The sequence below is a fragment of the Streptomyces sp. NPDC057854 genome (assembly GCF_042797055.1).
GTDB lineage: Bacteria > Actinomycetota > Actinomycetes > Streptomycetales > Streptomycetaceae > Streptomyces.
Genome location: NZ_JBHVMF010000011.1, coordinates 121,047 through 145,009, shown reverse-complemented (window position 1 = coordinate 145,009; position 23,963 = coordinate 121,047). Strand labels below are relative to the sequence as shown.

General features: G+C 73.6%; 25 protein-coding genes. 12 read left to right on the top strand and 13 right to left on the bottom strand.

The genetic code is table 11. From position 1 onward, the window contains the following. The first annotated feature begins 139 nt into the window (after nt 1-139). From ACFVQZ_RS18030 to ACFVQZ_RS18010, 5 genes are all read left to right on the top strand, one after another. Nucleotides 140-745, top strand: coding sequence for a sulfite oxidase-like oxidoreductase (locus ACFVQZ_RS18030; protein WP_383623678.1), 606 nt, complete (start codon nt 140-142; stop codon nt 743-745). Then, on the top strand, nt 742-1,476 hold the full coding sequence (locus tag ACFVQZ_RS18025) for an FAD-binding oxidoreductase (protein WP_383623675.1): 735 nt from the start codon (nt 742-744) through the stop codon (nt 1,474-1,476). The genes ACFVQZ_RS18030 and ACFVQZ_RS18025 overlap by 4 nt, the downstream gene beginning before the upstream one ends. Before the next feature lie 55 nt (nt 1,477-1,531). Beyond that, nucleotides 1,532-1,819, top strand: a complete 288-nt coding sequence (locus ACFVQZ_RS18020; protein ID WP_030496320.1) for a DUF6510 family protein — start codon at nt 1,532-1,534, stop codon at nt 1,817-1,819. 171 nt (nt 1,820-1,990) lie between these two features. After that, the gene (locus ACFVQZ_RS18015; protein ID WP_030496319.1) at nt 1,991-2,443 is read left to right on the top strand and encodes a DUF5709 domain-containing protein; all 453 of its coding nucleotides are present in this window, start codon (nt 1,991-1,993) and stop codon (nt 2,441-2,443) included. Between the two features lie 46 nt (nt 2,444-2,489). Continuing rightward, complete coding sequence (locus ACFVQZ_RS18010) at nt 2,490-3,113, top strand: LysR substrate-binding domain-containing protein (protein WP_383623671.1); 624 nt, start codon at nt 2,490-2,492, stop codon at nt 3,111-3,113. Nucleotides 3,114-3,184: 71 nt separating this feature from the next. On the opposite strand, the gene ACFVQZ_RS18005 is transcribed toward ACFVQZ_RS18010, so the two are convergent. Then, complete coding sequence (locus tag ACFVQZ_RS18005; protein ID WP_383623668.1) at nt 3,185-3,895, bottom strand: NUDIX domain-containing protein; 711 nt, start codon at nt 3,893-3,895, stop codon at nt 3,185-3,187. After that, a complete protein-coding gene (locus ACFVQZ_RS18000; protein WP_030496316.1) occupies nt 3,892-4,275 on the bottom strand; it encodes a hypothetical protein in 384 nt (127 codons plus the stop codon). The genes ACFVQZ_RS18005 and ACFVQZ_RS18000 overlap by 4 nt, the downstream gene beginning before the upstream one ends. A gap of 48 nt (nt 4,276-4,323) precedes the next feature. Here ACFVQZ_RS18000 and ACFVQZ_RS17995 point away from each other — a divergent pair, with 48 nt between their 5' ends. After that, a complete protein-coding gene (locus ACFVQZ_RS17995) occupies nt 4,324-5,082 on the top strand; it encodes a DeoR/GlpR family DNA-binding transcription regulator (RefSeq protein WP_383623664.1) in 759 nt (252 codons plus the stop codon). A gap of 93 nt (nt 5,083-5,175) precedes the next feature. Here the strand turns inward: ACFVQZ_RS17995 and ACFVQZ_RS17990 are convergent, their stop codons facing one another. After that, nucleotides 5,176-6,108, bottom strand: a complete 933-nt coding sequence (locus tag ACFVQZ_RS17990) for a DMT family transporter (protein ID WP_383623661.1) — start codon at nt 6,106-6,108, stop codon at nt 5,176-5,178. Between the two features lie 39 nt (nt 6,109-6,147). Between ACFVQZ_RS17990 and ACFVQZ_RS17985 the strand changes: the two genes are divergently transcribed. Continuing rightward, the gene (locus ACFVQZ_RS17985; protein WP_030496313.1) at nt 6,148-6,663 is read left to right on the top strand and encodes a MarR family transcriptional regulator; all 516 of its coding nucleotides are present in this window, start codon (nt 6,148-6,150) and stop codon (nt 6,661-6,663) included. A gap of 226 nt (nt 6,664-6,889) precedes the next feature. Here ACFVQZ_RS17985 and ACFVQZ_RS17980 read toward each other — a convergent pair whose 3' ends face one another. Further along, nucleotides 6,890-7,396 (bottom strand): DUF5956 family protein, encoded by a 507-nt coding sequence (locus ACFVQZ_RS17980; protein WP_383623658.1) that lies wholly within the window; start codon nt 7,394-7,396, stop codon nt 6,890-6,892. A 153-nt stretch (nt 7,397-7,549) separates the two neighbouring features. On the opposite strand from ACFVQZ_RS17980, the gene ACFVQZ_RS17975 reads away from it, so the two are divergent. Beyond that, entirely contained in the window at nt 7,550-8,659 is a 1,110-nt protein-coding gene (locus ACFVQZ_RS17975) for a DUF5954 family protein (RefSeq protein ID WP_383623655.1), read from the top strand. A gap of 91 nt (nt 8,660-8,750) precedes the next feature. On the opposite strand, the gene ACFVQZ_RS17970 is transcribed toward ACFVQZ_RS17975, so the two are convergent. Beyond that, complete coding sequence (locus ACFVQZ_RS17970; RefSeq protein WP_383623652.1) at nt 8,751-9,443, bottom strand: hypothetical protein; 693 nt, start codon at nt 9,441-9,443, stop codon at nt 8,751-8,753. Between the two features lie 239 nt (nt 9,444-9,682). On the opposite strand from ACFVQZ_RS17970, the gene ACFVQZ_RS17965 reads away from it, so the two are divergent. Next, a complete protein-coding gene (locus tag ACFVQZ_RS17965) occupies nt 9,683-13,837 on the top strand; it encodes a DNA-binding protein (RefSeq protein ID WP_383623649.1) in 4,155 nt (1,384 codons plus the stop codon). A 35-nt stretch (nt 13,838-13,872) separates the two neighbouring features. Here ACFVQZ_RS17965 and ACFVQZ_RS17960 read toward each other — a convergent pair whose 3' ends face one another. Continuing rightward, nucleotides 13,873-14,649, bottom strand: a complete 777-nt coding sequence (locus ACFVQZ_RS17960) for a hypothetical protein (protein ID WP_383623647.1) — start codon at nt 14,647-14,649, stop codon at nt 13,873-13,875. A 204-nt stretch (nt 14,650-14,853) separates the two neighbouring features. Further along, entirely contained in the window at nt 14,854-15,801 is a 948-nt protein-coding gene (locus tag ACFVQZ_RS17955) for a helix-turn-helix transcriptional regulator (protein WP_383623644.1), read from the bottom strand. A 62-nt stretch (nt 15,802-15,863) separates the two neighbouring features. Here ACFVQZ_RS17955 and ACFVQZ_RS17950 point away from each other — a divergent pair, with 62 nt between their 5' ends. Next, on the top strand, nt 15,864-16,328 hold the full coding sequence (locus ACFVQZ_RS17950; protein ID WP_383623641.1) for a hypothetical protein: 465 nt from the start codon (nt 15,864-15,866) through the stop codon (nt 16,326-16,328). Then, entirely contained in the window at nt 16,325-16,873 is a 549-nt protein-coding gene (locus ACFVQZ_RS17945) for an NIPSNAP family protein (RefSeq protein WP_383623638.1), read from the top strand. Before ACFVQZ_RS17950 ends, ACFVQZ_RS17945 begins: the two co-directional genes overlap by 4 nt. 371 nt (nt 16,874-17,244) lie before the next feature. Here ACFVQZ_RS17945 and ACFVQZ_RS17940 read toward each other — a convergent pair whose 3' ends face one another. Beyond that, nucleotides 17,245-17,655: a hypothetical protein gene (locus ACFVQZ_RS17940; RefSeq protein ID WP_383623885.1), complete on the bottom strand. Its 411-nt coding sequence runs from the start codon at nt 17,653-17,655 to the stop codon at nt 17,245-17,247. 226 nt (nt 17,656-17,881) lie between these two features. Further along, complete coding sequence (locus ACFVQZ_RS17935; protein ID WP_030496304.1) at nt 17,882-18,235, bottom strand: hypothetical protein; 354 nt, start codon at nt 18,233-18,235, stop codon at nt 17,882-17,884. Nucleotides 18,236-19,358: 1,123 nt separating this feature from the next. Here ACFVQZ_RS17935 and ACFVQZ_RS17930 point away from each other — a divergent pair. Beyond that, a complete protein-coding gene (locus tag ACFVQZ_RS17930; RefSeq protein WP_383623635.1) occupies nt 19,359-20,096 on the top strand; it encodes a hypothetical protein in 738 nt (245 codons plus the stop codon). 236 nt (nt 20,097-20,332) lie between these two features. Here the strand turns inward: ACFVQZ_RS17930 and ACFVQZ_RS17925 are convergent, their stop codons facing one another. The 4 genes from ACFVQZ_RS17925 to ACFVQZ_RS17910 all read right to left on the bottom strand — a co-directional run bounded on the left by ACFVQZ_RS17925 (nt 20,333) and on the right by ACFVQZ_RS17910 (nt 23,869). Further along, nucleotides 20,333-21,073 (bottom strand): peptidoglycan-binding domain-containing protein, encoded by a 741-nt coding sequence (locus ACFVQZ_RS17925; protein WP_030496302.1) that lies wholly within the window; start codon nt 21,071-21,073, stop codon nt 20,333-20,335. Then, on the bottom strand, nt 21,073-21,318 hold the full coding sequence (locus ACFVQZ_RS17920) for a hypothetical protein (RefSeq protein ID WP_383623632.1): 246 nt from the start codon (nt 21,316-21,318) through the stop codon (nt 21,073-21,075). The genes ACFVQZ_RS17925 and ACFVQZ_RS17920 overlap by 1 nt, the downstream gene beginning before the upstream one ends. Nucleotides 21,319-21,406: 88 nt before the next feature. After that, complete coding sequence (locus ACFVQZ_RS17915; RefSeq protein WP_383623629.1) at nt 21,407-21,916, bottom strand: hypothetical protein; 510 nt, start codon at nt 21,914-21,916, stop codon at nt 21,407-21,409. 417 nt (nt 21,917-22,333) lie between these two features. Beyond that, complete coding sequence (locus ACFVQZ_RS17910; protein WP_383623627.1) at nt 22,334-23,869, bottom strand: PucR family transcriptional regulator; 1,536 nt, start codon at nt 23,867-23,869, stop codon at nt 22,334-22,336. Between the last annotated feature and the right edge of the window lie 94 nt (nt 23,870-23,963).

The window sequence follows — 23,963 nt, the reverse complement described above, 5'->3', positions numbered from 1 at the left end:
GGCCCGACCGCCGGCCGGGGCGCCGGGTTCGCGCGGCTGCGCCGACGGGAGCGCCGGTGCGCCGCCTCGGACCGCCGAGCCCGTCCTCACGGCGCGCACGAGCGGACCGGAGCCGACTTCGAGCGGGAGGAGCACCGCCATGACCGGTCTGTCGCCCGGTTTCCACGGCCGCGGCAGCCGCGGCCTCATCGAACGCCTGCCCCCGGGCCAGTACCCCACCGAGTCGTTCCCGGTGCTCTCCGCCGGTCCGACCCCGCACGTGCCCACGGACCGCTGGTCCTTCACCGTCACCGGCGACACCGGCGAGAGCCGGAGCTGGACCTGGGACGAGATGCGGGCGCTGCCGCAGGAGCGGCCGGTCGTCGACATCCACTGCGTGACGCGGTGGTCCAAGTTCGACACCCGCTGGGAGGGGGTCTCCCTCGACGTGCTGACCGACGCGGTGGAGACCTCCGCCGCGTACGTGGTCGCGGAGTCCTTCGACGGCTACACGACCAACCTGCCCCGTGCGGACGTCACGGGAGGCAAGGCGTGGCTCGTCCACTCCTTCGACGGCTATCCGCTGTCGCCGGACCACGGCGGCCCGGCCCGGCTGCTGATCCCGCACCTGTACTTCTGGAAGTCGGCCAAGTGGGTCAAGGGCCTGCGCTTCACGGTCCGCGACGAGCCGGGCTTCTGGGAGCAGGCCGGCTACCACGACTACGGCGATCCCTGGCGCGAGCAGCGCTACCGGGGCGACCGGTGAGCGTCGCCACGACCGGCCCGAGTGCCGCCGGCGGCTGGCGCCGGGCGCGGCTGACCGCACGCGAGGAACAGACGGCGACCGGTCGCGCCCTCCGCTTCGAGGTGCCCGGCTGGCCCGGCCACCTGCCCGGCCAGCACGTCGACGTCCGTCTGACCGCGGACGACGGCTACCAGGCCGTCCGCAGCTACTCGCTGGCGGCGCCCGCCACCGGCGAGACGGTCGAGCTCGGCGTGCAGACCGCGCCGGGCGGCGAGGTCTCCCCGTACCTGAACGAGGTCCTGCCCATCGGCGCCGAGGTCGAGGTCAAGGGACCGCTGGGAGGATGGTTCGTGTGGACGCCGGAGACCCGGGGCCCACTGCTCCTCGTCGCCGGCGGCTGCGGCGTCGTCCCCCTCATGGCGATGCTCCGGGCCCGGCGCGCGACCGGAGCCCCCGCCGACCCGTGCGCGCTCGTCTGCTCCGTACGCGACCCCGGCGAACTCTGGTACGCGAAGGAGCTCGCCGACCCGTCCGGCACCGAAGACGTCCGCGTCCTCTACACGCGCCAGGCACCCCCGGGCGACGAACGCCCGGCCCACCGCCTCGCACCGGACGACCTGGAGGGCCTGCCCGCGTCCCCGGAGACCCGGTGCTACGTCTGCGGGCCCACCGGCTTCGTCGAACACGCCACCGCCCTCCTCCAGTCCCGCGGCCACCCGCCGGGCTCCATCCGCACCGAACGTTTCGGCTGACCCGGACGCGCGCCCGCCCGGCCGGCCCCTCCTCCGCGACCCGAGGGACACCACCGTGAACCAGCGACCCGCCCACCACCTCGACGGCAACTGCCTCGCCGGCCCGCTCGCCCAGGTCCTCGCGCTCGACCCCACCACCGCCTGGTGGACGTGCCCGGACTGCCGCACCGCCTCCCCGGTCGGCCGGCTGCACGTGTACGGCCCCGAACCCGGCCTCACCGGCCGCTGCCCCGACTGCGCCCAGCTCGCCCTGCGCGTCGTCACCCACCCCGGCCGCCTCTGGCTCCAGCTCGGCACAGGCCAGGGCGCGTTCCGCTTCGAACTGCCGCCGCCCCCGTCGTAGCACCGCGACGGGAGCCGCCCGCGGCCGCGGCGTCGGGGCGCCTGCTCCGGGCGGCCTCCCACCCGACGGGCGCGCCCCCGAGACGGGGGGCGGGCAGGCCCTGGTGGCGGCCGCCCGCGGCGTCGGCCACGATGACCGGACGGAACGGGGGCCTCGACGGAAGGGACCACCATGACGGAGAACGACGCCTGGGGCGACGACGTCTACCAGCCCGACGGCAGCGAGACCCAGGACGACGAGGGCCTGCTCGACGCGGGCGACACCCTCGACGGCCCGCCCGCCGATCCGTACGACACGGGTTACTCACCCCCCGACCGGCCCTGGGGCGCCGGTCACACCGGCGAGACCGCCGAGGAGCAGGAGCACGGTGAAACCCTCGACGAACGGCTGGCCGAGGAGGTGCCCGACCTGGCGGTGCCCGACGGCGACGGCATCGGTGACACGACGGACACCGACGGGGAGGCCCTGGACGGCGAGGTCGGCGACCGGCGCGCAGGCCGCCTCCTCTCCCCGGACGAGGACCCCGGGAGCGAGGACTGGTCGGCGATGGACGCCGAGGACGCCGGCCTGGACGGCGGCGCGGCCTCCGCGGAGGAGGCCGCCGTCCACGTCATCGACGACTGACCGGTCCTACGACCCCAGGGCAGGAGCGCGAACCCGCACGCTGCTGGTGGCTCACGCCGAGATCATCCTCACGGAACTCGCGGCGGCCGAGTCCGGGCTGGCCGCCCTGCGAAGCGGTCGGCGCGGCGTCGTGCGCGTCACCGCCTTCGCTTCCGCGGCCCGCACCCTCGTCGCACCGCTGTGGCAACGCCTGGCCGACAGCGATCCCGGCCACCCCGGACTGTCGCTGCGACTGTCCGTGCGGGAACCCGACCAGGCCCTCGACGAACTGCACAAGGGCTCCACCGACCTCGCCCTGGTCCACAGCTACACCGTGCTCCTGGCCCTCGTCGCAGACCTGCCCTGGCTCACCCCGGGCCCCGAGACCTCCTGCTACGAGATGATTCAGCGCGCCTGCGGTGCGGCGGGCTTCGTCCCGGACATCAGGGCCCGGAGCAGCGACTTCGGCGTGCTGACGGCCCTCGCCGCCGCTGGAGCGGGCGTGACCCTCATCCCCCGCATGGCGCTGCCCGACACCGCGGACGCCCTGTCCCTGAGCGTCCACCCCCTGCTCCGTCTCGTCTCCCGGTCGACGTTCACCGTCAGCCGGGCGGGAACCGGCAAGCGTCCCGACCTGCGGCGGGTGCGGCAACTGCTCCACGACTCGGCCACGCTCCCCGAGGCCGGGTGACGGGCCTTGGCTCGCGGCGTGCGCGCACCGCGACGCCGTGCTGACGCCGAGGTGGCGTCGGACGAGGGAACCTAACGGGCGGCCGCGTCCCCGGCGTCCTCGGCACGGGAGCCTTCCGGGCGAGGGGCGAAGGGGCCGTGCAGGGCGGCCCACTGCAGGAGCAGGATGGTCTTGCCGTCGGCGATGCGTCCGTCGCGCGTCATCGCGAGGGCGTCGGTGAAGGGCAGTTCGAGGACCTCGATGTCCTCGCCGTCGTCCGCCACCCCGCCACCGGGCCCGGTCCGGTCGCGGGGCGTGTAGGGGGCGGCGAAGAAGTGGAGGCGTTCGGTGACCGAGCCGGGACTCATGTAGGCGTCGAGGACCTGGGTCAGGGGGCCGAGGGTGACGCCGAGTTCCTCGGCCGCCTCCCGGCGGACCGCGGCGACGGGGTCGTCCGCGTCGAGCAGCCCCGCGGCGGCTTCGACGAGCATGCCGTCGGGGTGGTCGTTGACGTAGGCGGGGTAACGGAACTGGCGGGTCAGCAGCACGCGTCCGCGCCTGGCGTCGTAGGGCAGGACGACGGCGCCGTCACCCCGGTCGTACGTCTCGCGCTGCTGGGTCTCCCAGCGCCCGTCGCGCCGGCGGTAGTCGAAGGTGGTGCGGCGCAGGACGTGCCAGCCCTGCGAGGTGAGTTCGACGTCGCGGACGACGACGTCCGGGTTGCGGTCGAGGCCGCGTCCCGCCCGGTCGAGCCCGGTCCGGCCGCGGTGGTCCGGCACGTCCACGCCGGGGCGCGGCGTCACACCGCACCCCGCGTACCGAGGACGGGGATCTCGGCCACGTCGTGGTAGACGGGCAGGCCCCGGCGGCGTGCGACGGCGACGTCCTGGTCGGCGCCCGCGGACTCGCCCGGAAGGCGCAGCACGGCGTCGCAGTGGGCCAGCAGTCGTTCGGCGGTCGGGTACAGCACCTGGTCGGCGAGCGGATCGGTGGGGCCGGCGCCGGCCGAGCGCAGGACGGGCAGGGCGATCCACTCCCCGATCACCGGGACGTGTCCGGCGGCGAAGACGGGCCAGGCCGCCGCTTCGAGACGGGCGAGGTTGGCGGCCATCGCCCGCGGGTCACCGTCGGTGCCGGAGCGGTACGGGCCGGCGATGAGGATGAGCAGGGGCTTGTCGTTCATGGGCGCTACACTACATGCAGAAACGTGCAAGAACAGGAGAGAACGTGAATGCTGGCTGCTGAACGGCGTGACCACCTGCTGGAACTGCTCGCCCGCGAGGGCAAGGTCGTCGCCAAGGACGTCGCCGTCCGGCTGGGGATCTCCGAGGACACCGTGCGCCGCGACCTTCGCGACCTGGCGGGCGAAGGACTGTGCCAGCGCGTCTACGGCGGGGCGCTTCCCGTGTCGCCGGCGGTCGCGGACTACGGCACCCGGCAGTCCGTGGCCCCGGACGGCAAACGCCGGGTCGCCTCGGTGGCCGCCGGACTGGTACGTCCGGGCGGCGTCGTCATCCTCGACGGAGGCACCACGGCACTCGCCGTCGCCCACGCGCTCCCGAAGGACCGGGCGTGCACCGTGATCACCCACAGCCCGACGATCGCGGTGGCGCTGCTCGACCACCCGAAGGCCGAGGTCTTCATGATCGGCGGCCGGCTGTTCCGGCATTCGGCGGTGGCCTGCGGTGCCGCCGCCGTCGAGGCCGCGCAGAACGTCTCCGCGGACCTCTTCCTCCTCGGCGTGACGGGCGTGCACCCGGAAGCGGGTCTCACCACCGGCGACGCGGAGGACGCCGCGATGAAGCGCGCCCTCGCGGCACGGGCCGCGGACACGTACGTCCTCGCCTCCTCCGAGAAGATCGGCACGGCCTCCCGGTACCGCGTCCTGGCCTGGGAGGAGATCAGCGGCCTGATCACCGACGCGCCGCCCCGGGACCCGGTGGTCGAGCGCCTCGCGGCCGACGGGATCGAGGTGCTGTCGGCGGACTGACCGCTACGTGCCGCGGGCGTCACAGGACCCGCCGTGCCCTGCGCCGCCCTTCGCATTGCGTCACGTTCAGGGGACGGGCGCCACCGCACCGGGTCAGGGAATGGTCCGCGAGGGGGCTGCCCGCCCGGTCCGGTCGTCCTCGGCAGGCCGGGGCGGCGTCCGCCGGCGGCCGCGCCGCCCCGAGCGGACGGGACGGCCGAGGACGACTCCGGCCAGGACCAGGGCCAGCCCGCCCAGTTGCTGCGGGGTCAGCGACTCCGACGCGACCACCACGCCCAGCAGCACCCCGGTGACGGGGTTGAGCAGGCCGAGCAGCCCCACGGTCCCCGCCGGCAGGTGCCGGAGCCCGGCGAACCAGGCGGTGAAGGCCAGCGCGGTGGCGACCAGCGCGACGAAGGCGAACCCGAGGAGCGCCGGCGCGGAGAGCGGCGGGGGAGCCCCCTCCGCGATCGCCGCCGCCGGGAGCAGCAGCAGACCGCCCGCGGTGAGCTGCCAGGCGGTCGAGGCGAGCACGTCGGCGCCGTCGCTCCACCGCCTGGCCAGGACGTAGCCGAACGACGACACGAGCATGGCGGCGACCGAAGCGGCCACACCTGCCGCGTTCACCTCCCGCGCACCCGTGAGCAGCATGAGGCAGACCCCGGCGAGGCCGACTCCCGCGCCGGCCAGGTGGGTGGTCCGGGGCCGTTCGGCGACCAGGAGCCAGGCCGCCAGCATCATCGCCAGCGGGGACACCGCCATGACGGTCGAGGCGAGGCTCGTCGGCAGTGTCTGGGAGGCGACGTAGACGAGGGCGAAGAACACGCTCATGTTGAGCAGACCCAGCACGGCGGACCTCCACCACCACGCGCCGCGCGGCCGCCGCCGGCACAGCGCCAGCAGCACCAGGCCGGCGGGCAGCGCCCGGTAGGCGGCTCCGTAGAGGGGATGGTCCGCGGGCAGGAACTCGTGGGTGACGAAGTAGTTGGCGCCCCAGGCGACCGGCGCGATCGCGGTCACCGCGAGCCACCGCGCATTAGCTTCCATGGAAGCCAATATACCTTCCTGGGAAGTTACTATGGGGGCATGGACGACCGGCACCCTCACCCTCCGGACCACGTGGCTCGCATCCAGGCCGACTGGCGCCGGGAGCGCCCCGACGTGGACGTCTCCCCGCAGGGCGTGATCGGCCGCCTGCACCGGCTGGCCGACCGGCTGACCGCAGAGCTCTGCCGCGTCTACGACCGCTACGGCCTCAGCGAGGGAGAGTTCGACGTCCTGTGCGCGCTGCGGCGCGCCGGCGAGCCCTACGAACGGGCGCCGGGGGAACTCGCCGCGCACACCATGGTCACCACCGGGGCGATGACGAAACGGATCGACCGCCTGGAGCGGGCCGGGCTCGTCACGCGCCGCCGGTCCGACGGCGACCAGCGGGGCCGGATCGTCGCCCTCACCGCGACCGGCCGCGACCTCATCGACCAGGCGTTCGGCGACCACATGCGCAACGAGCGCCGGCTGCTGGACCTCCTGACGGAGGACGAGGCCAGGACGATGGAGGCACTGCTCACGACCTGGCTCGCCCGCATCGACGAGCGCGACTGAGCGGCAGGCCGACCGCGGAAGCGCGCCGCCGGGACGACCGGTCGGCTCCGTACCGCCTCCCCGCCCCTGCGTGCGGCGTACGCCCTCCCCGCCTCTGCCGCACGGCCGCCGGCGTCATGCCCCGCCACACCACGAGCTCTCCGGCCGGCACCGGCACCCAGGCCCGGTGACCGATGTCGCGAAGCCCGGGCCTCTTCCCCCCTGCGCTTCCGCCCGGCTGCCGTGATCAACTCCCGGCGAGCGCCGCCAGTTCGCCCGCGCCCAGCTCCGTGAAGGCGACAGACAGTCCCGTGTCCACCCCGCGTGCTTCAGCAGCCGCGCACAGGTGCTCCAGAACCGCCGCAAGGTTCTCCAGACCGCCGACCGGACGAAGAAGCCACAGCCGTCCTCGCGGTCGGGGCGGGACCCCGGCGAGGGCGAGATCGGCCGCGGCGTCCTGTTCCTGGGTCTCCTTCTCCTCCCGCGAGAGGGGACGACACTCGACGTCCAGGACCCGGCCGGCGGCATCAAGGGTGGTGTCGAGCTGCCAGCGGGTCGACCGGTCGGGAACCCAGGTCCGGGCTTCGGCCGGCCATACGTAGGGGAGGAACACCCACATCGGTGTTTCGGGTGCCGGAGCCCAGCCCCTCTCCACGAGCTCGCGCACCTCCGGCAGCCGGTCCGGTTCCAGCTCGGTCGTCCCCGACCTGCGCGAAGCGACCCGATGCGGGATGCCGCTTTCATCCCATGACATGGGCGCACCGTACGCACTTCAGACCGTAACCCTTGCGGGACACGAGTGCCACGGCCCGCGGCAGCCGACAGCCCGGCGCGTCCCGCCCCCCGACCGAGGGGGAATTTCGCTGATTTCGTGATGTGAGCGGTGCGGGGCCGCGACGATGGTGGCATGAGCGATCTGGACGCGGTGCCGGGGGAATGGCCGGTGGTGGTGAGGGTTCCGGTGGAGCCGGTGGAGGCCGCGATCGAGGCCGATGCCCTCGACGCCGCGGCGCGCCACAGAGGGCTGGCGATCCGGGGCCCGCTGTTCGGCGTCGCCGCGCAGGGCCCGCGGGACGGGCGGCGGTGGCGGGTGGTCGCCGAGGTCACCCACAGCTGTCCGCAGCAGGCCCGTGACGCGCTGAACTCCCTGCTCTGGTTCCGGGCGAAGGACGAGGCGCAGAGCCGGGAGGAACGACGGGCGCTGCTGGCGGCGGTCGCCCGCCTGGAGAAGGAGCTCGTGGACGAGCTCACTGTGGACGACACCCGCTACCGCGTCGTACGGGCCGAGGAGTACGCGGCCGTCGACGAGTTCGGCGACGTCGAGACCCCGCGGCCGACCGACCCCGAACCCCTCACCCGCGACTGGAGCACCCGCGCCCGAGGCCCCCGGGTCGACGACGGGCTCGTGCTGGACCCCGACGCTCCCCTCACCCCGCTGCGGGCGGCGGAGCGCGTCGCCCTGCGCACCCTGGCCTACGGCGGCGCCCGGTTCCCCGACGCGGTCCTCGCCGACTCCGCGCGGGCCGTGAAGAGCCACCCGGACGTCGTCCTGATGCCGGCGGCGTTCCTGATCACCGAGCGGTCCGGCGACGGCCCGTGGTCTCCCGGCAGCTGCCTCCTCGCCACCGCCCACGACGCCCGCCGCACCCTGGACTTCGCCCTGACCTGGATGGAACCGCGCATCCGCGGCCTGATCCCCTACGAAGCCGACCGCACCGTCGACGCCCGCAACCCGGCCGCCGGCACCCCCGACGAGGCAGCCGCGCAGCTCAAGGCACTCGCGAAGGCCGCGGACAGGCTGCGCGCCGGCCGCTGCGACCAGGTCGAAGCCGAGGGCACCGTCTACCGCATCACCCGCTCCCGACGCCTGCTGCGCTGGGGTTCGGACGGCCCCGAAGGCCCCCGCCCTTCCGACGTCAACAGTCAACCTCCCGCCGTCCTCCACCCGCGCCTCGACGAGGACGGCACCGTCCACTTCGACGACGACGCCGCCGCGGGTACCGAACCCGCCTGCTGACACCGGCCGGGACCGTGCCCAGGTGCCCCGGCAAGGGGCCCGGCCCCCGCCCCGGAGTGGGGGCGAGGGCCGGAGCCGGGTCGGTGTGACGTCAGGAGACGTAGAGGCGCGTGGGCTTCGGGAAGTTGTTGCGGTACCCCTTCAGCTCACGGATGTCCGACGGCTTGAGCTTGATGCAGCCGGCCGACTTGTAGTCGCCGTTGCCGTCCCAGCGCGTCGGCTCGGTCCTGCCCTGCTTGCCGTTGGACTTCATCTCGCTGTGGATGAACAGCGCGTCGCGCTTCGTGCCCTTCTTCCCGTTCGACTTGCACCGCTTGTCCTGGAGCTTCCAGACGATGCCGTTGATGGTGCCGGCGAAGTTGTTCTTGAAGTACTCGATCTTGTAGTCGCCGTTGGGCAGCCAGCCCACGTTCTTCTGGCAGGCGTTCTGCCCGACCTTCCGCTTGGCGTTCTTGGCGTCGCCCAGGCCCGACCCGGCGCGCCAGCTGTCGAGCACGTACGAGCGCGTCCTGTCGGGGGTGATCTGCCGGACGTGGATCAGCGACAGGCGCGAGTTGGAGGGGTCCTTCTTGTTCTTCTTGAACTGGAGGTACGTGTAGCTCCTCGCGGCGGCGGTGACGGCCGCCGGCGCCTCGGCCGTCGTCACCGCGGCCGGCTGCGGAGCCGCCGGCGCCTGCGCCCCGGCCGCCGCCGGGACCAGGCCCACCGCCACGGCGGCCGCTCCCGCGGTCGCCAGGGCCTTCAGGGACCGGTGCGCGGGCTTGGCCGAACGTGTCGTGATCATGAAGGGTTCCTCCCGTCGAGTGCCCCGTGACCGGGGCTGCCTCCGGCCCCGACCGGGCCGGCGACACCGAGTTCACCAGCGCCGACGGTTGTTCAGCAGGCCCCTTCCGCCGGACCGAACAAAGAAGAAACCGCCGGTGGACGACCGGATCACCGCTTGCCGCGCCGCTCGCGGGCTCCATAGCCTGGCCCGTCGTGCGCGGACCGGACTTGCGCACGGGGGGACGGGGGAGGCACACCATGGGGCGTCGTGAGACACCGGTCGATCCGAACGAGGGACCGGTCCAGCGGTTCGCGTACGAGCTGCGCAAGCTGCGCCAGGAGGCAGGCGGCCTCACCTACCGCGAGATGGCCCGGCGCGCCCACTACTCCGTGACGTCCCTCTCGCAGGCGGCGGCCGGCGAGCACCTGCCCTCGCTGGCGGTCACCCTCGCCTACGTCACGGCCTGCGGCGGCGATCCGCACGCGTGGGAGCGCCGCTGGCGCGAGACGGAGGCGGAGGCGCTGGCCGCGAGGGTCCGGGACGACGACTCCTCCGAGGTCCCCCCGTACCAGGGACTCGCCCGGTTCGAACCCGCCGACCACGACAGGTTCTTCGGACGGGACGAACTGACCGCCGTCCTGCGGCAGTCGGTCGCCGAGCACCGCTTCACCGCCGTGTTCGGCCCCTCCGGCAGCGGCAAGTCCTCCCTGCTGCGGGCGGGACTCATCCCCGCCCTGCGACGCGACGGCCACTTAGGAACCGTCGGAACCGGTACCGCCGCCGCCACCGGAACCGCCAGGGGAACCACCGCCACCGCCCCGGTCCGCCTCGCGGCCATCCGCGTCCTGACCCCGGGCGAGCACCCCTTGACCACGCACGCCCCAGCGCTGCGCCCCAGCGAAGGGAACGGGGCCGACGACGGCGATGGCGACGGCGCTGACGCGGCGCCCGGCGACACCCTCGTCGTGGTCGACCAGTTCGAGGAGGTGTACACCCTCTGCCGCGACCAGGCCGAACGCGCCGCGTTCATCGACCTCCTGCTGGCCGCCCGCCGTCCGGACAGCCGCCTGCGGGTCGTCATCGCGGTACGGGCGGACTTCTACGCCCGCTGCGCCGAGCACCGCGACCTGGCCACGGCGCTGCGCGAGACGAGCGTGCTCGTGGGCCCCATGAGCCAGGCGGAGCTCCGCGAGGTCGTCGTCAGGCCGGCCCAGGCGGCCGGGCTGATCGTCGAACGTTCCCTCACCGCCCGGCTCGTGCGGGAGGTGGAGGGCCGCCCCGGCGGTCTGCCGCTGCTGTCGCACGTCCTGCGCGAAACCTGGCGGCGGCGCCGCGGCCGGGCGCTCACCGAGGAGGCGTACCACGCCGCGGGCGGGCTGGAAGGCGCCATCGCGCAGACGGCCGAGGACGTCCACTCGCGCTTTTCGCCCGCGCAGGCCGAGCTCGCGAGGCTGCTGATGCTGCGGCTGATCGCACCGGGCGAGGGCTCCCAGGACACCCGCCGTCCCGCACCCCGCGCCGAGCTCGACATCGCGGCCCCCGAGGACGTCGCCCATGTGCTGGACCGGCTGGCCGGCGCCCGGCTGGTCACGCTCGACGACGACACGGTCAGCCTGGCCCACGAGGCCCTGATCACCGCCTGGCCCCGGCTCGGCGCCTGGATCGACGAGGACCGCGAACGCCTGCGCGCCCACCGCCGGCTGACGGAAGCCGCTCGTGCCTGGGACGACCTCGGCCGCGACAGCGGCGCCCTGTACCGGGGCGCCCGCCTGGTCGCCGCCGAGGAGCACTTCCGCACCGGGACGGGGCGGCCCGCCGCGCTCACCGCCGTCGAGGACGCCTTCCTGACCGCCTCCCTCGCCGGCCGCACCCGGGAGCGCCGGCGCCGCCGCGCCCTGACCGGGGCGCTGTCCTGCCTGCTGGTGCTGGCCCTGCTCGCCGTCGGCGTCGCATGGCAGGAGAGCCGTACGAGCGACCGCAGGCGCGTCGAGGCGGAGGCCGGCCGGCTGGCCGCCGTCGCCGAGGGACTGCGCCTGACCGACCCGCTCAAGGCCATGCGGCTGAGCGTCGCCGCCTGGCGCCTCGCCCCCACCCCGCAGACCCGGTCCGCCCTGCTGGGCGCCCTCGGGCAGAAGGAGCAGGACGTCTTCACCGTTCCGGACGCCGCTCCCGATGCCGCCGAACGCTACCTGACCGCCGACGGGCGCTCACTGGTGTCCGTCGCGCCGGACCGCGTCGACACCTGGGACGTACGCACCCACCGCCGCACCCACACGCACGTCCACACCCCCGCCCCGGCCGGAGCGTACCCCCGAGCCGAGGTCGGCCCGCCCTGGTCGGCCCTCAGCCCCGACGGCCGCACGCTGGCGCTGCTGGAGGAGGACGGCATACGGCTCCTGGACGTGCGCAGTGGTCGCGGGACGGGCCGTCTCCCCGTGCCGTCCGCCATGAGCGCGCAGTTCGGCCCGGACGGGCGCACCCTGCTGGTGGAGAGCTGGGGGGAGTTCGACGGCCCGACCGGCCTGCAGGTCTGGGACGTCGCGCGGCGGCGTCAGCTGCTGGCCGTGCCCGTCCGCGCAGGGGAGACCGTCCAGGACAGCGTCGTCAGTCCCGACGGCCGCTGGCTGGCGCTGTGCACGGACAAGCGCCCCCTGGAGATCCGCAGCCTCGGACGCGGTCCCGGCGCCGAGGACTCCGGTCCCGGCACAGAGGACTCCGGACCCGGCACCGAGGGCGTCGGCCGCGGCGGGAAGCTGCCGCTGCCGTGGCTCCCCGACGCGGGCGACGACCACTGCTCCGAGGAAGGCTTCGCCTTCACCCCCGACAGCCGCGGCATCGCCCTGGTCACCGGCAGCGGCATCCGCGCCTGGGACCTGCGCAGCGGCCGTACGGCGTTCCGGCTCGAGACCCCAGGGGTCCAGCACTTCGCGTTCAGTCCCGACGGCCGGTTCGCCATGGCGGCCACCGTCGCCAACGAGATCCTGCTGTGGCGCATCGCGGCCCCCGCGACCCCGGTGTTCCGCTACACCCTGGTCAACGAGACGCCCTACGCCCTCCGCCTGGACGTCGCCGGGGGCGCCATACGGTACGCCTCCAGCAGCGGAGCGATCGTCCGGTCGCTGAACCTGGGCCGCGCCGTCACCGGCGGCTGGCGCGACCGGGAGGCCGGCGAGGCCGAGTGGAGCCCGGACGGCCGGCTGCTGGCCACCGTGGACAGCGCCGGCGACCGGGCCGTGTACCGGCTGCTGGACGACCGCGGCCGGCTCCGCGACGAGCTTCCGGGCGTCCCCTGCCCGCTCCTCCCGGCGGACGAGCAGCCGGACGAATCCCCCGAGGACGAGGACGGCGACGGCACACCGGCCGGGCGGGGCACGGCGAGCGGAGAATGGTCGGCATCCGCGGAAGGGCCGGCGGACGACGCCGCCACCGCGGACCAGGAGAGCACCCCGGCCGGCGAACAACCGCAGGGAGCCGGCACCGACCTGGCCGTCACCTCGGTGCCGCCAGAGAACAGCTGCTTCGACCGCCTGGCGTTCAGCCCCGACGGCGGATACCTCGCCTACGGCCGCGCCCGGCAGGACATCGCCCCTGACGCCGCCGAACCCCGGCTCATCACCGTGTGGGACATCCGCGCGCGCCGGGCGCTCGCCACGCTGGACCTCGACGCAGGCGGTACGCCCCGCCCCGAGGACGAACTGCCCTCCGAGATCTCAGGGATCGCGCTCGGCGCCGACGGCCGGACGCTCGCCGTCTCCCGCACGGGCCACAGCGACGTGCTCGAACTGTGGGACGTCCCGGCCCGCAAGCGCCTGCGCACACTGTCCGGCTTCACCGGGGAGGAAGTGGTCCTGCGCCCCGACGGCGGCACGGCCGTCTCCTGGACGGACGCGGTCGCCGATCTGCGCTCCGGCCGCGTCCGGCAGCGGGTGCTGGGCAGCGACGACACCACCGCCCTCGCCTTCAGCCCGGACGGCACCCGGCTGGCGGCGGGCGACACACTGGGCCGCGTCACCATCTGGGACGGCGACCTGCGCGCACGCCTCGGGTCGCTCGCCGGGACCCACACGGGAGCCCGCCACGTGGAGGACGAGGCCGTGTCCGCGCTCGCCTTCTCGCCCGACGCCACCGTCCTCGCCGTCGCGGGGAACTCCGGCACGCTGCAACTCTGGGACACGGCGTCCCACCGCCTCCTCGGCGCCGCGCTGCCGACGCCGGGCGACACGATCCGCGCCCTCGCCTTCGCACCGGACGGGACCACCCTCCGGGCGGCGGGCGCGCACGTACGCGTCCAGTCGTACGACATCGATCCCGACCGCGCCGCCGCAGCACTCTGCGCCCGCCTGGGCACCGGCCTCTCCCCGGCGGACTGGAAGACCTACGCGCCGGGCGTCCCCTACCAGAAGACCTGCTGAACGCGCCGCCCGCCCGAGCCCTAGACCCAAGCCCCCTAACCAGAACGCGCCAAGGCAGCGAGCAGCCCTGCCCCGATGCCCAGCACGACCACCTGCAGAATCCCCGCAACCCGGTACCGCAGGGCCATCAGGCCGCCGCCTGTCACGACGGCACCCCCGGCCAGGATCCACACTCCCTGCCACGCCACCCCGGGCGCGTCAGGCGCGTTGACCTGGTCGTAGCTGTCGGCCCAGCCGGCCATCCCGTAACCGAACACCAGCCACGCGATGACCAGCAAGTCGAGGATGAGGAGGGCCAAGCCCACCCCCACCTGCTGACCAGCAGACGGCCTCCCGCCGCGCCCCACCCTCACCACCGATGCCCCCCCCACCGTCTGTCCACCGCATGCGGCCAGCATGCGGCGGTGACGGACCCCTGCACATGAGTACGGATACTCACCGGGCTTTCGGCACCGGGAAACGCCGTTACGGGCGATCGGGAGGAGCCCCGCCAGCGACACCTCACGGGCGAGCCACCCTTCACGGCTGCGCCGGTACTCGCCCAGCAGCGTGCCCCAGCCGTATGCGCCATCGTCGTCGACGCCGAGCCGAAAGAGGTCGCCGAGACCCTGAAGCGGCTCCGGGGCACAGGCCGGCACGCGGACCGAGTACGGGAGACCTTCCACACCGGCCGCTTCCAGGAACGAGCGATAGGAAGGCGGCAGCGGCAGTCCGATCTCGCGTTCGGGACGTTCGACTTCCCGGAGGTCGAACGACCTGAACGGCCCCACGACCAGCCGACCTCGATACCAGCGCGACAGCTCCTCGGACATCGCCCGATTGTCGCACTACGCCTGGGAACGGAGCCGAGCCGTGGCCCACGTGAGTGCCCCTCCCCATCCGGGCTCTGTGACGGCGCCACCCACCACCAGGGGGGGGTACCCGAGCGCATCAGCGGACGCCAACCAGGACCATGCCCGAACGACCACCGAATCGAACGTCCAACGCTCTGCGGCACGGTGATCCGAAAGTCACCCCTAGGCGTCGCCTTGTGCGGGACGGTCCCCGTAGCGGGCGGCCAAGGTGCGGACGGTCGCCGTGATGCGGTCGCGCAGCTCGACCGGGGCCAGGACCTCGATGTCCGTGCCCAGGCGCAGGAACTCCCCGTGGGCGTGGTCGACGGACTCGATCGGTATCCGGGCCTCGGTCCAACCGCCGTCCGTGGGCGTCACTCCGAGACGGCGGGCGCCCTCCGGCGTGAGCCGTACCAAGGCTTCCCCGGTGTGCAACCGGGCCCGGAAGCCCGCCACATGCTCTTTCCAGTAAGCGGCGAGGTCGAACCCTTCCGGTACGGCGAACTCCGCCAGCGGACGCACGGCGAGGACCTGGTCGACGCGGTACGTGCGGGTCCCGGACGGCCCTCCCGCGACCAGGTACCAGCGGCCCGCCTTCAGTACCAGCCCGTACGGTTCCACCCGCCGCTCGATCTCCTCCGGCGCCCGCCAGCGCCGGTACCGCAGAAGCATCGCCCGCCGCTCCCACACGGCGGCGGCGACCGCGGCCAGGTGGGGCGTGCGGTCGGCGTCGCTGTACCAGCCGGGGGCGTCTAGCAGGAAGCGCTCCTGGATCCGCCCTGCGTGTGCGCGCAGCTCCGCCGGCAGTGCCGCGTGCAGCTTGAGCTGGGCGGCGGTGAGCGCCTCGCCCAGGCCGAGATCGGCGGCGGCGCCGGGGAGCGCGGCGAGGAACGCGGCCTGCGCCTCGTCGCTGGTCAGTCCGGTGAGCCGGGTGCGGTAGCCGTCGACCAGCCGGTAGCCGCCCGCGTGGCCGGCGGCACCGTACAGCGGGATGCCGGCGCCGGCGAGCGCCTCGACGTCCCGGTAGACGGTACGGACGGACACCTCCAGCTCGTCGGCCAGTTGCCGGGCCGTCATCCGGCCCCGGTTCTGGAGCAGGAGGAGCAGGGTGACCAGCCGGCTCGCGCGCATGCCGTTCAGTATCCCTGTCCCCTGACAGCAGATGTCAGGGGACAGGCTCTACCTTCCGGCGCATGAACGACTTCGACTTCCTGCACGGCACCTGGGACGTGGCCAACCGCCGTCTCACCGCACCGCTCACGGCGGGCCCCGCGACCTGGGTCGAGTTCCCCGGATGCGCGGTGGTCCGCCCGCTGTTCGGGGGCGCCGGCAACATCGACGAGATCACCTTTCCCACCCTCGATCGCCAGGGTGTCACCCTGCGCCTCTTCGACCGCGAGACGCGACGCTGGTCGATCCATTGGTCCGACAGCCGGACCGGCCGGCTGGACCCGCCCGTCGTCGGCGGCTTCACCGGCGACCGCGGCGACTTCCACGGCGACGACACCTACGACGGGAGCCCGATCCGGGTGCACTTCACCTGGCACCGCCTCGGCCCGGACCACGCCCGCTGGGAGCAGGAGTTCTCCGCCGACGGCGGCTGTACCTGGGAACACAACTGGACCATGGACCTCACCCGCACCGGGCGGGCGGCATGAGCATCGTCGAACTGCGCCAGTACACCCTGCACCCCGGGGCCCGTGAGACCCTGATCGAGCTGTTCGAGCGCGAGTTCGTGACCGGTCAGCAGGCGGTCGGCATCACCGTCGGCGGCCGGTTCCGCGACCTGGACGACCCGGACCGGTTCGTCTGGCTGCGTGCCTTCCCCGACATGGCGCGGCGCCGGCGGGCGCTGGAGGAGTTCTACGGCGGCCCCGTGTGGCAGGAACACCGCGACGCGGCCAACGCCACCATGATCGACAGCGACGACGTCTTTCTGCTGCGCGGCCCGTGCTTCACCCCCGCGCCCGGCGCCCGTGAGGTGCAGGCGACCATCTGCCACCCGTCCGGGGCGAGCGCCTTCGACGCCTACGCCGCCCGGCACCTCGGCCCGGAGCACGCGCTGCACCGCACCGAGCACGCCGAGAACGACTGCCCTCGCCTGCCGGTCCGCACCGGGATCGACGTCCGCGTCTGGTTCGGCCCGGCACATCCCCCGCCCTGGCCGGCGCAGCATTTGCGGCTCGAACTGGTGACCGCGTAAAGCCGCCGTCGGTCCGGATCCTTGCCGGCCGCGAGCCGCGGTGCGCCCCGGCCGATCCGAGCGGGTGCTGGTGCGCGCGTCTGTGAGGCGGAGGCGGGGCGCCGAGGCGGGGCGTCGGCAACCGACGACACGGCGGCAGATGCGTCTGTCAGCTGTCGCGACGCCTGGGTGGTCCCCACGGCAGGTCCCAGCCTGTGCCGCGGAAGGCCGGCCCCCCAACGCGGAGCGCTAGGACCGCCGCGAACCGCTCGGACCGCCAACGGCCCCCGCCATGTTGGCGGGTGGCAGGCCGCGTGGGAGCGGCGGCCCGGGAACGCTCGCAGCGGGACGCTCCGTACCGCGATCGATTACACCAGGCCCCGGAGGTGGTGTCAGGCAGTGGCGATGCCCGCGAGGGTGCGCCGAAGCCGGCGGATGGCGTCCTCGGCCTCCGCGTACTGCTGGAGGGTCGGCTGTACGGCTCCGAAGGTCGGGCCGTCCTCAGGCGCCAGGGCGCGCCAGTGCAGGACCGGGGTGAGGGCGGTGGCCGCTGCGCCGAAAAACCAGGCCAGGCGTCCGTGCACATGGGCGAGGGCGATGGCGAGAGCGGCGAGCGCTTCTCGCAGATGGGCCAGCCGGTCGATCTCGGACAGCGCCCGCTGGGCCTCAGGAGTACCGACGGCTGTGGCCAGCTCGGTGGCGGCCTTCGCCGCGATGGCGCGATCAGACGGGGCCGGTACCCACATCTGCTCATGAAGTTGCCGCTCGGCTTCTTCCGCCAGGTCCTCAATGATCGTCAGCATGTCCACGGTCGCCACACTACGGGTCCAGGAGAAGGCCCGGTGAAGTGGTCGGCGCCGCGACCTCGTCCCCACGGTCAGGAGGCGCAAGGCCAGGACTTCGAAGGGTGACCGCCATCCACGCGGGCCGCCCGCCGGTTTGCCCGTGCCCGCCGCGCCTCGGCTGACAGGTTCAAGGACGTACCCCGCGCGCCTGCCCGAGGTACGTCCTTGGTGGTGGTGCCCGTGGTCAGGCGGAGCGGACCTGGATCTCCCCGATGCCCGAGCCCAGGCTTGAGCAGTGGGCGGTCGACTGGCCGGAGTCGCCCGGTTCGAGGCGGATGCGTTCACCGTCCACGTCGGACGACCAGCCGCAGACCAGGTGGACCCAGAAGGTGATGGGCTCGCTTCCGACGTTGGTGCACAGCGCCCAGCCGGTGTAGTCGTCGATGTTGTGCTTGCCCTTCTCGCAGGAGAGCCCGTGAGGATCAGCTGCGGGAGCGGCTACGGCGGCGGGAGCCGCAGCCGACAGGGCGAGGGCGAGGGCTGCGGACACGGCGAGGGCGGCACGCGCGGCGACGCCCGCCTTCTTGTTGTTCGTCAAGGTGTTTCTCTCCGTGAGATGGGGTGTCTTCCTCGCCCCACTTTGCCGCCGCCACATCGGGCAAAAACTGCGCCCGGCTTCACGCTCTGTAGACGAAAGGATCCGGCACGCCGGGATGCGGCATCTGTCCCGAGCGGACGTTGTTGTGGTGCGGAGTGGTACTCAGGGCGCGCGCCGGGGGCGCGCGGATCGGGGCGCCGGTCGGTCACCCGATTCCGCGGAGCCGGGCGCCGCCGCCGACGGTCTCCTGAGCGAGGTCCTTGCCGCGCCCGATGTCGCGCTACAGGGGCTGGGCCACGTGCGCGTCGAGAAGCCAGCGAGCCCCAGGCGCACGATCCGCAGCGGCGCGGCACGGCATGACATCGCGCTGGGCGCGGCGGCGTCAGCAGATAGGGGAGCTTCCCGCAGTACCTGCGTCGCCGCGCTTCGAGCTCTTCGCGGGAACGATACGGTCGCTGCGGCACGTGCAGGCCGGGGCTTCGGCGTGAACGACCTGATCAGGCGCGAGCGGACCGGCCGCCGCTCCAACTGAGCTCATCGGCTGTGAGCCTGCGGCGCCCCTGCTCGCGCGCGCTGCGGCGAGGCCGCCATTCACAGCGGGACAGGGCATACCTGCTGGTTCTGGTTCGTCATGGTGCCCGCATCGGTCCCGGATCCGTCCCGTGGTGAGCACCATCTCGACATTTCGACGGCGATTCGTCACGGACGCCGCCGGACCGCGCGGTGCGATCGCCGAGAGTCTGCTCGGGCCCCGCCGCTGCCCCGGCCGGGAAGGGAACGCGGGCGAGCACTGCCGGTTCGGCGGGCTCGGAGTGGACCTGCGCGGATGCGCTGTCACGCTCATGGCAAGATCTCTCCGCGTCGCCGAGTCGGCGGCCAGGGGAGGGGAGTGCATGTCCATCGATGCTGCGGAGTACGCGGCGCGGCTGAAGGCCGAGCAGAACGACCCGGACCGCGAGGAGCGGGTGCGGCAGGACCGTGTCAGACGGCGTCGCAAGATCGGGTTGTGGGCAGGGGCGGGGGTGGTCCTGGCCGGTGGCTTCGCGTTCTGGCTGTACGACGTCACGGCCGGCGAGCGGCCCGCGCACGAGCCGTTCGCGCCGGGTCTCCTCGAGGAGGCGACGTGGCCCGAAGCCTGGCCACTCACACGGGCCTCCCTTTTCGTGGCTCTCCCGCCGCCCGCTGGGACCGGACCGACGTGGCGAGCAGCATGCTGCCCCCCGCCCTGGTCCGCCCCGTCGGCGGTCTCAGCACGGCCCAGGTGACAACCGCTCTGAACACGATGCGCGACTTCGTGAGAGAGGCCAATGTCTCCGACGAGGTGCTGGCCGGGGAGCGCCCCGAGAGGGCTTTCGCGCTTCTCGCCCCCGGCGATCCCGCCCGCCTCGAACTGGACGCCGCCCTTGCCCGTCCGACGGAGAGCCGTAGCCCCCTGGGGACGTTCACCCGCTTCGATCCGGCTGAGGTTCGCGTCCTGAAGGACACGAGGGCCCAGGGCTCCATGACCTACGAGGCCACGCCGGCCGGGGAACTTCTCGTGCACGCCGACTACACCTTCGTCTACGCCGTCATCAAGGCGGAGGGCGGCTGGGAGGTTCGCCCCGGCCGCGAAGAAGTGGCCAGGGTGGTCGTACGGCGACAACTGAGCGCGACGGTGAGGGACGGGAAGCTGGTGCTCGGCCCCTCCCGGCACGTGATCGCCAACGACGCCTGTACCGCGCCGGAGGACGGCTTCATCCATCCGCTCTTCTCCAAGGAAGCAGCCGCGGTGAAGGGCGGCAAGCGGTTCGACCCGTACGCCGCCGATGCGCTGCGCGCCGGCGCGCCCGACGGCACCTGTCTGACTCCCCTCCGCACCTAGCCGGCCCCTCGCCACGGGCGGAGCAGGGGACGAGATCGAGGACCCTGACGTCGTCATTCCCGCCGAGAGTGCTGCGACTCAGTGGCGCCGGCTCTCGTTGTCTGGCGTCCCTGAACCTCTGAACCCCGGCGGATGCACCGCCCGTTACAGGGTCTCCCCAGTCTCCGGACGCGGCGCGACGGTGTCCCGCACGGGACCACCGTGCGGGACACCGTCGCCCCCTGGCGCGCGCCGCTCTAGGCGAACGTCGCCCCCCACGTCGCGGGTCCGACGACGCCGTCCACCGTCAGGCCCCTGCTCGACTGGAAGCTTCGGCAGGCCGCGTCGGAGCCGGGGCCGTACTGCCCGTCCACGGTGAGGCGGTAACCGTGCGCGCTGTTCATGCGGTACTGCCAGGTGGCCACGCTCGCGTGCACGGTGACCGGGGACTGCCGGAAGGCGACCCCCGGATAGGGCAGCGGGCCGCCGCCGGGGTTGACCTCGCCGCTGATGACCCGGGAGTACAGGTTCCCCGGGCAGCCGGTCGCGTGGTGGTCGCGGTGGCCGGTGATGGCCGGCGCGGCACCGCCGGACACCCGCAGCCGGTTGACCCCGTGGCGGATGGCGTCGATCAGCCCGGCGGTGACGGCGTCGTAGTCGCTCCCGGTGCCACCGGTCAGGGCGCAGACCGCGTACCAGTCGTCGTTGCCCTGGGTGGTGCCCTGGGCAGCGGTGCGGACGTTCTCGCCCCGCCCCTGGAAGAGGTAGCCGTGCACGCAGGCCAGGTGGCTGTAGGCGATGTCCGACCAGCCGTTCTGGTCCATGTGGTAGTTCTGGATGCCCCGCACCTGCGCGGCGCAGTCGGCGTGGTCGGCCTCGGCGACCTTGACGGCGTCGACGTGGTGAACGACCACGCCCCCCTGTGCCGGGGTGATGCTGTTGCTGACGCTCTTGGGGGCGCGGGCGCCCCACTGGGCGCGGGTGACGAACGTGGCCATCAGCTCCGGCCTCCGCGTCCCGTGGCGCAGCCGACGGCGGCGTTCAGCGGTTCCCCGTGCGCGGTGCGGGCGGCGTCGGCGTCGTAGAGTGCGCCGGTCTCGCGGGGGTTCGTCACGAACGGCTTTCCGCGGGCCGCCGCCGGAAGGGACGCCGCCTGCGCGGCTCCGGAGGGCAGGGCGGACAGGGCGAGCGCACCGCCGACTGCCGTCAGGAGTGCGGTGCGGCGGGAGACTTCGGGGGTCAACGTTGTTCCTCCATGTGCGGTCAGGCTGACGGTTACGGGCGCGCGGGCCCCCGGGCTGGGGGGACCCGCGCGCGGTGGGGCGGCGGGTTCAGCAGCCGCCGCAGTTGTAGAAGGTCACGTCCCAGTGGTTGCCCTCGTCGGCGTAGACGTTGCCGGCGCCGGAGCGCCACTGCGGGGCACCGTCGCCGCGGACGCCGATGTAGGTGAACGTGTTCTTGATGTAGTTCCCGAGGCACGTGTACTTGCTGAAGTCGAGCTTGTAGCCGTTCCAGTGCGAGTAGGTGCCGCTCGCGTGGCCGGTCTCGGTGCCGCCGGTGATGTTGAGGGCGCAGCCGCTGGCGCTCTTGAGGGTCTGGGCGCCCTGGGCGGTGGCGAGGTTGAGCTGCTCGAAGGACGTGCAGGTGGAGTTGTACCGGTCGGAGCAGCCTCCGGAGGACGACCAGGTGATGCCGGAGCTGCGGAACATCGAGGTCGCGGTGGCGTGGCTGATCTTGGTGACGGCGTGGGCGTCGCCGGCGGAGGTGAGGACGCCGACACCCGGCGCGAAGAGAGCGCCGAGGACGAGTGCCAGAGCGGTCAGGGCGGACCGGAAACGCATGCGGGAACTCCTTGTCGTGAGGGACGGGACGGTGCGGTCCCGCCCGGGGCGGGCCGTGCGGGCAGGACGATCAGAGGGGTGCCGGGCCTGGCGTGCGGAGCGGGCCGGGACGTACCGGTCAGAAGAAGCCGGTCGGAACGTACGGGTCAGGAGCGTGCGAGCGGCACGGGGACCAGGGCGCGGATCTTCGTGGGGGACGGGCGCGCCGCGAGGGTCGTGGCGGAAGCAGGGAGCATGGGCGGTCCTCTCCGTTCCGGTGACGGCCGGCCTCGGCGGCCCGACGCGGTCGGGGTGTGTGCGGGCGGAGCCTCCCCGAACCTCGGCCAGGAGGCCCGACCGGCAGGCGTACCGTAGGAGTCGACGGGCCGGAACCGACATCGACGTGATGTCGAACCTTCCGTCGGCGGCCTGGACCGTTTAGCCCTTTGAGGGAAGGGTGTTCCCGTTCCTCTGCTGGTGGGCCGGGGGGCCGCCCACCGCTCGGGCCGTCAGCGCCAGCCACAGATCGACCCGGTCCTCCGCCCGGTCCTGCTGCCGTCCCGTCAGCCGCGCCACCTTCTCGATGCGGTTCTGGACGGTGTGCCGGTGCAGGCCCAGCAGGGACGACGTCTCGGCCCAGGAGCCGTTCGTCTCCAGCCAGACCCGCAGGGTCTCGGTGAGTTCCCCGCCCGGGTCGGCGGCGTCGAGCGGGGCCAGGACGGTGTCGGCGAAGGCGGCGAGGGTCGCGGGACTGCCCAGGCCGATCAGCAGCCTGACCGAACCCGCCTCGGAGGCGCTCACGGGCCGCCCCAGCTCGGTGCTGGAGGACAGCAGGGCGATCGCCTGCCGGAGCGAGAGTGCCGCGTGCTGCGGGGCCACGGCCGGTCCTATCCCCGCGGGCAGTCCGGTGGCGAAGCGGCGGAGCACCGCCGCGGTGTCCACCTCCTCCGGCACCACCAGCTCGACGGTCTCCCCGGTCACGCGCGCGAGACCTCCGGGAACCGCCAGCGCGAGGTCCGCCGCGAGTTCCACCGGTTCGCCGGTCGCGTGGACGGCCACGGCGCGGACGGAGGGCGAGGAGACGTCGGCCGTCCGCAGCAGGGCCCTCGCCTGGTCGGCGGTGACGTCGGGATGGAAGAGCCGGGCCAGCAGGGCGGCGCGGCGCCGCCGCTGCGGCTCGTCCGCCAGGTGACGGCGCTCCAGTTCGACGGAGAGCAGGGAGACGAGGACGCTGATCAGCAGCCGTGCCTCCGGCGAGTCGGCGTCGAGCAGGACCAGGAAGCCGCGCAGCCGGGTCGTACCGAGCGGCTGGACGACGAGCCTTCCGCACGGCAGGTCCGCGCCGCCGCTTCCCCGCAAGCCGTGCAGGGCGACGGTCTCCAGCACGGCGGCGGCGTTCGCGAGCAGTTCCGGGCCGTCGGTCCCCGCCGCGCCGAGGAGGCGGCCCGCCGCGTCGCAGACCGCGACACCCGAGTGGACCGCCTGGTGCCAGGAGGAGAGCAGGCCGGTCAGTCCGTCGCCGGAGGCGGCCGCGGAGGACAGCCGGCGCTGCGTGCGCAACGTCCTTTCCAGCAGGCGCCGTTCCTCGGACGCGCGGGCCGCGAACACCGCCTTGGTGATGGAGGCGAAGGAGACGGTCGGGGGAGCGGTGAGCAGGGGCAACCCTGCGTCCTCCGCGTGTCTGCTCAGGTCCTCGGGAACGCTCCGCAACGGCATTCCGGGACCTGTGCCCACGATGAGGGCAGCGGCCTTGCCGGCACTGAGCTCGTGCACGTACGCGGCGTAACCGGGCTCGTCGGCCGCGAGCAACAGCCCGTTGGTCATGACGACTTCGGCGCCTTCGAGCCAGGCGGCGGGTCGGGTGTTCTCGGTCGCGTGCGCCGCCTCGACCACTCGGCCGAGCCCCGCGCCGCCTGCCACGAGGCTGAGACGGAGCGAGGGGATGGCCAGCAGATCACGAACGGTGAGAGGCATGGGACGCATGGTCCATCACGGGGCTGCGCCTGTCGACCTTTCGTCCACCACCTCGGACCGTCCGTGCGGACCCGAGGGCATGAGGGCACGGGGG